This window comes from Dietzia maris, assembly GCF_014144855.1.
Lineage (GTDB): Bacteria > Actinomycetota > Actinomycetes > Mycobacteriales > Mycobacteriaceae > Dietzia > Dietzia kunjamensis.
The window spans coordinates 1-5,319 of the sequence record NZ_JAALDN010000493.1; the positions used below are offsets into that span (position 1 = coordinate 1).

The 5,319-nt window shown below is 59.7% G+C and carries 3 protein-coding genes and 1 pseudogene; 3 read left to right on the forward strand and 1 reads right to left on the reverse strand.

Going from position 1 to position 5,319, the window contains the following annotated elements; genetic code table 11:
* Positions 1–2 precede the first annotated feature (2 nt).
* From G6024_RS15155 to G6024_RS15165, 3 genes are all read left to right on the forward strand, one after another.
* Positions 3–299 (forward strand): WhiB family transcriptional regulator, encoded by a 297-nt coding sequence (locus tag G6024_RS15155; RefSeq protein ID WP_159149083.1) that lies wholly within the window; start codon positions 3–5, stop codon positions 297–299.
* Between the two features lie 843 nt (positions 300–1,142).
* A complete protein-coding gene (locus tag G6024_RS15160) occupies positions 1,143–3,893 on the forward strand; it encodes a P-loop NTPase (RefSeq protein ID WP_159149084.1) in 2,751 nt (916 codons plus the stop codon).
* Positions 3,894–4,417: 524 nt separating this feature from the next.
* The gene (locus G6024_RS15165; protein WP_159149085.1) at positions 4,418–4,798 is read left to right on the forward strand and encodes a cupin domain-containing protein; all 381 of its coding nucleotides are present in this window, start codon (positions 4,418–4,420) and stop codon (positions 4,796–4,798) included.
* Between the two features lie 35 nt (positions 4,799–4,833).
* On the opposite strand, the pseudogene G6024_RS15170 reads toward G6024_RS15165, so the two are convergent.
* Positions 4,834–5,319: pseudogene (locus G6024_RS15170) on the reverse strand (hypothetical protein); the annotation flags it as partial.

The following is a 5,319-nucleotide window of genomic DNA, read 5'->3' on the forward strand; positions in this document are numbered from 1 at the left end:
GGGTGTCCACCAGAGCGGGAACGGTCCAGTTCAGGAATCTGAAACCCACATCGGAGTACTGGGCTTGGAGGGACGACGGAGCGTGCATCGGGGACCCCGACCTCTTCTACAGTGCGGAGGACGAGCCCAAGGGAGTGCGTCGTCGCAAGGAGGACGCAACCAAGGCGATCTGCGCCGGTTGCGCCGTGCTCGAGACCTGCCGGAAGTTCGCGATCGAGGCCGGCGAGCTCTACGGCGTCTGGGGCGGGATGACTGAACTCGACCGGCACAAGCTGGCGGGGCGGCAGCGGACTGGGTAGGTCTCGGGGGTTCGGCGGTCCCCGGCGAGCGTTGGCCGGCTTCGGCCGATTCGCGCTCGCGGCAAGTCCAGGTCGGCGTCTCGCGAGCGGTCACAAGTGGGCAATCACCGCGCAGCGAGCTGGGAAAACGTGAACGTGATCCGGTGCCGGGACACCGCCAAGCGAGTCATTCCTCACAATTTCGTCCTTTTCGACGATGTTGCCCAGGATGTGGACTTGGCCGAGGCCGGTCGCGTGTGGTGTGGCCATTGGTAGTGGGCACTTACTCCCGCATCCGGGGGCGGAGACGGCGCTCTCCCCAGATCCGATACAAGTAGTGGCGGTTAAGCGATAGATGGATCACCGGAGGTCGGCCCGGCCGCTTACGCGCCGCCCGGTGGAGGCTCGGCCCGACAGCATGAGGCGGCGTACATTGCCGCCGGCGGCCACGCGAAGATTTCAAAGTTCGGACACACGCTACCGCTTGCAGCACCGAAGGATCTGCCACGGAAATTCGTGATTGGCGGGCTCGAGTGAATGCTCATTCGATCTTTCGAAAAAGCCTACAGTCAAGACGATCGAGGCTAGTTAGCCAATCGAACGTTTGGGCTTGGATCTTATTAGGCTTCGTGGCTAGGCCGGCCACAGAGGGAGCTGCTATCGGAACGGTCGGCCCCCGCTGGATACCGCCCGCCGAACCATAACGCCCAAGATCAGAACGTGCCAGTCTAGGCGCCAGGCTACCTGAGGGGCTTCGTCGGGGCCCGAGGCCAGCGTATCGCCGGCAGCTTGTGGCGGAGGTCAAGGGGCCTTAATTTTCAAGACCACACCTACGGAGACTCTCGCCGCGATAGCCTCCTTTGGGTGACCGGATTTTTACCAGGGGTCTCTGAGCTGCAGGGCAGGCTTGCCTACAGCGTAAACGACGCCAAGAAGCGAATCGTTCCCGTGCTGGGTTCTGGCTTGACCGTCGGAGCAGTGCCGAACTCTAGCGAGCTCACGGAACTATTCGTTCGCGAGCTGGATCGGCCGGACCAAAGAAGGTGCATGACCGATCTCCGCGAGTACGAGGACGACGTCGAGCGCTACCAGGCAGCGGCTGTACGGCTCTCGACGTTAAAAGGCCCACGCGGGGTGCAGAACGCTGTACGGAAGGCCGTTTTGAGCGCCTGCGTGGATGTCGACCCCGAGAAATTAGTAGACGACCAGTTTAACAGAAACCTCGGCCATCAACTCGAGCGGAAGGGGACTTGGAAGCTAACCGACTCCATCAAATCATTCGCGCAATGGTACTCAGGGCTGCCGGCCTCGGCGAGGGGTCCGATATTCACAACTAACTTTGACCCGCTAGTAGAAATTGGCCTCCGCTTGGAGGGGGTATCATGCGAGGCCGTTCCCCTCGCGTTTGACAAGATGCCTGACGAACGGCTCATGAAGAGTCCCACATCGACCCCGGTCATACATCTACACGGCTATTGGCTTTCGGACTATTCGATCAACTCTATTAAGGAACTCCGTCGTGAGCGTCCGGCAGTTTCGGAACTGCTGAGGAAGTACTTTCAGGAGAGTACGGTCCTTGTGGCGGGTTACGGGGGTTGGTCGGATACTTTCATGGAAACTCTCCTGTCGTACGTTGAGCACGACGATCTGTACGACACAGATGTTTGTTGGAGCGTCCATAGTCGGAAGGAAAGCTCGATTGAGAGGAATGAGCAACTAGTTCGACTTCAAGGGCACCCTGCTGTGTCGACTTACTTCGGGGTCAACGCTGCGGATCTCTTTTCTTCTACTCCGATAAAGATAATTGAGAACTCCTACATCGAGGAAATCTTTAGAGACTCTCCCGCTGGCTACACGCTGATTTCGTCGGAAGCGCGAGAAGAGGGCGCAGGGTACAATTCCATACCCAATTCTGGCTTCGCGGACGGGCGAAGGCCTGAATGGCTCGATGCGGCCCCCGGAGTGTGGCCGATGCTGGAGTCGTCTGTGACGCTGCTTGAGGTGTCTCGGCGCGAGTTCTGGGGGGACACGAGTTCGGGTGTCGCGGCAATCGGGCCAATGGGTGAGGGGAAATCGTTAGCCTTGATGCAGTCAGTGGTTATCCTCGCCTCGGAGAATCCGGACTGGAGTTATATTTGGCACAATTCAAGTGCTCCGCCGATTTCTGGTGGCTGGCTTTCCGATTTGCTCGAGAAATTCGAGAAAGTCTGCGTGGTCGTAGACGAAGTAGATATAGTGGCCACAGACGTTATCGCCACTATTAACACCTGGCGCGATGAAGGAGATCGACTTAAGTTCCTTTTCACTTGTCACGACCGATTCTGGAATCGCTCTATGGCGCAAGTGAGGCCATACTTCAAGACTGTGTACTTTCAGGGAATTCAATCAGAAGATGCTTCGGCGTTGGCGTCGGCTTGGCGTGATCATGGATTGTCGCCCTACGGCGATCAGTATTTGACCGTCGAAGACGTTGCTTCGCGTATCAGATCGGCGGCTGTCGGCGCACCGGGTGCTGAAGGAAACACTCTTTTTGGTGCCGTCCTCGGCATACGCTCCGCACGGCACCTCAGGGGTCGCGTCGAGAACCTTGTCGATAAGTTTCGCACAATCTCGGCAACGAATGGCTCCGATGTGAACCTAGCGCAGATTTTTGGTGCAGTGTGTTTCATGCAAGTTCGGTTTGATCCCCATGCTGACGCTGGTTGCGGCCTCTCCGTTGAGTTAATCAAGTACATGTTGAACCCAAATGGCGCGTTTCCTGATGGCCGAGCGCTGAAAATTCTGGGTCGTGAGGCCTTCGTTTCGTTCTCGGGTGATCTGCTCTACGCCCGGCATCTATCGATTGCCGAGGCGGTGATCGATATAGTTCGCGAGTCTGGCGAGTCGGACGCGATCTGTCGGTTAATTGGTTTGGCTGGCGGCCGTGCCTGGGCGAACGGTGGCTTCAAGAGTAGTCCGGGAATCAAAGCGTTTCGCTTCGCTATCGGCCATTCCGTATTCTTGGAGGGGTACAATGCCTCGCGGGGGGCGATCGAAGGGTCCGGCCCGCTTCTCTCCTCGCGAGTTAACCACTGCCGATTCATGCGGGACCACGACCCAGAGCAAGCTCTGAGTTATGGACTCGCGGTTACTTCCCATCTTGACGAATTGAGTATGGTCGAGGAGTCCATTCGGGTACTACTGAACGACTTATCAGTTTCTGCTCGTCTGTGTCACGAGTACGAGTTTGCACTAGCGTTGGCGGCGGCAAGTCTCGATAGTGATTTCATGTTTGAGGTAGACCGCAAACAAGTCAGTTACGGTATCTGGTCTATACGGGCCGCTTCTCTTGCGCTCCGTCGACAGTCCCCCTCAAGAGCTGGTTCGTTGCCCGAACTGGCCGATGAAGTGGGCGCACGTCTGTTGCGGTCCCAAAAAGGATACGAAGGCCAAGTTATCGAAAGTAAGTTCGTGGGCTGTTTCGAGCTGCGCGAATACTCCAGCCGCTCCTTGGTTCGCAAAATAGAGGACACAATTAGACCACTTTGGTCTGCGTCCGCTGCGCGTTTAGGGGGCGGACGATTCGATCGTCTTCGGTTAAATCTGGACTCGGTCTCCCAGCTTATTGCCAACTAGCGAATACAGGCGCAGTGCGCAGGCTGATAGTCTGTGTCTGAACAGACTGGTTCGGTTCAGGTATGGCATTCGGGCCGATTTGCTAACCAGCTAGGTCCCATTGGACGTCTTTGTAGAGATTTCTCGCGTTTTCGCGACCACTACTGGGGGGAAATCTAAGACACTCCAGGTCACGCTCGGGTTCGACCTAGGTCCTGTACGTGCGCGAGCCGTGGACCTTCTCCCAATTCTGGTGAGCATTCTGGTAAAGGCTAAAGCCCTGCGAGTTAGTTCAGCTGGGCCCCCCTGCCATAGCCCCTTCCACCCGTCCCAATTCGCCTCCACCCACCTTTCGTGATCGTTCCTTCACCCCAGGCTCGGTGTGCGTTAGCGTGGTGCCGAGCCTGTGGAGTCGAGACTGTCCGAGCGGACGCGGGGGAGTGTCCATGACGCGCCCATCGATCCGAGGCGGCGTCGCACTCGCCGTCGCACTACCCGTGCTGGCGATGGCCGCGTGCAGCCCGCAATCGACCGAGCCTCCTGTAGTGGAGCGGGATACCATCCGCGCTCTGGACATCGTCGAAGGTCAACAGGACGAACCCATCGAGCTGGCCGTGGACGGCGGCACCGACGGGGTGAAGGTGACGCACCGCAGGATCACCCTCGCGCCCGGGGTCGGCACCGGCCGACACTGCCACCACAGGCAACTCGTCGTGGTGGTGGAGCAGGGCGAGCTCACCCACTACGCCGACGCATATCACGGCGGGGTCCACGTCTACCGCGCTGGCGACTCGGTGGTCGAAGACCCTCGGTACGTGCACGAGACCGTCAACGAGGGGTCAGAGGACCTCGTGGTGATGGTCACGCACTTCACCCCGGAGGGAATGCCGACGGAGGAGACGGATCTCGCGAAGTGTGAGCAGTAGGCAGCCGGTGTGACCAGCGGCCCTCGTTGCCCGGGTTACGCGTAGACCGGCGCCCACGCCGGGTCGGGGGACCGGACCTCGAGGTACGCGGTGGCGGAATCGGTGTACGCTAGGACGAACGCCACCAGGTGGGCCCCGAGCAGCACCCACGCCGACCACAGGGTGATGTCCCAGAGCGCGGTGACCAGCGTGAGGCCTGCCGCGATCGTCAGCAGCGCCCGCGCCCACCGTTCGCCGTCGCGCAGTTTCACCGCGGCCACCACCTGAAGGACTATCGCCGACACCACGCCCATCGCGATGAGCGCGCCGATCCATGCGACCCCCGGGGCGGTGGTCGACGCGTCCTCGGTGCCGCCGAGCGGCACGACGAACGCGAGCAGGTCGGTCGCCGCCAGCACGCCTGTGATGGTGAGCGTGCTGAACAGGCCGCAGAACAGCCAGATCCACGACGCGGCGGTGACGGTCGACGGGCGGGTCATGCGGTTACCTGGCCCTTCCGGATTTAGAGTGCGTTGATCCGG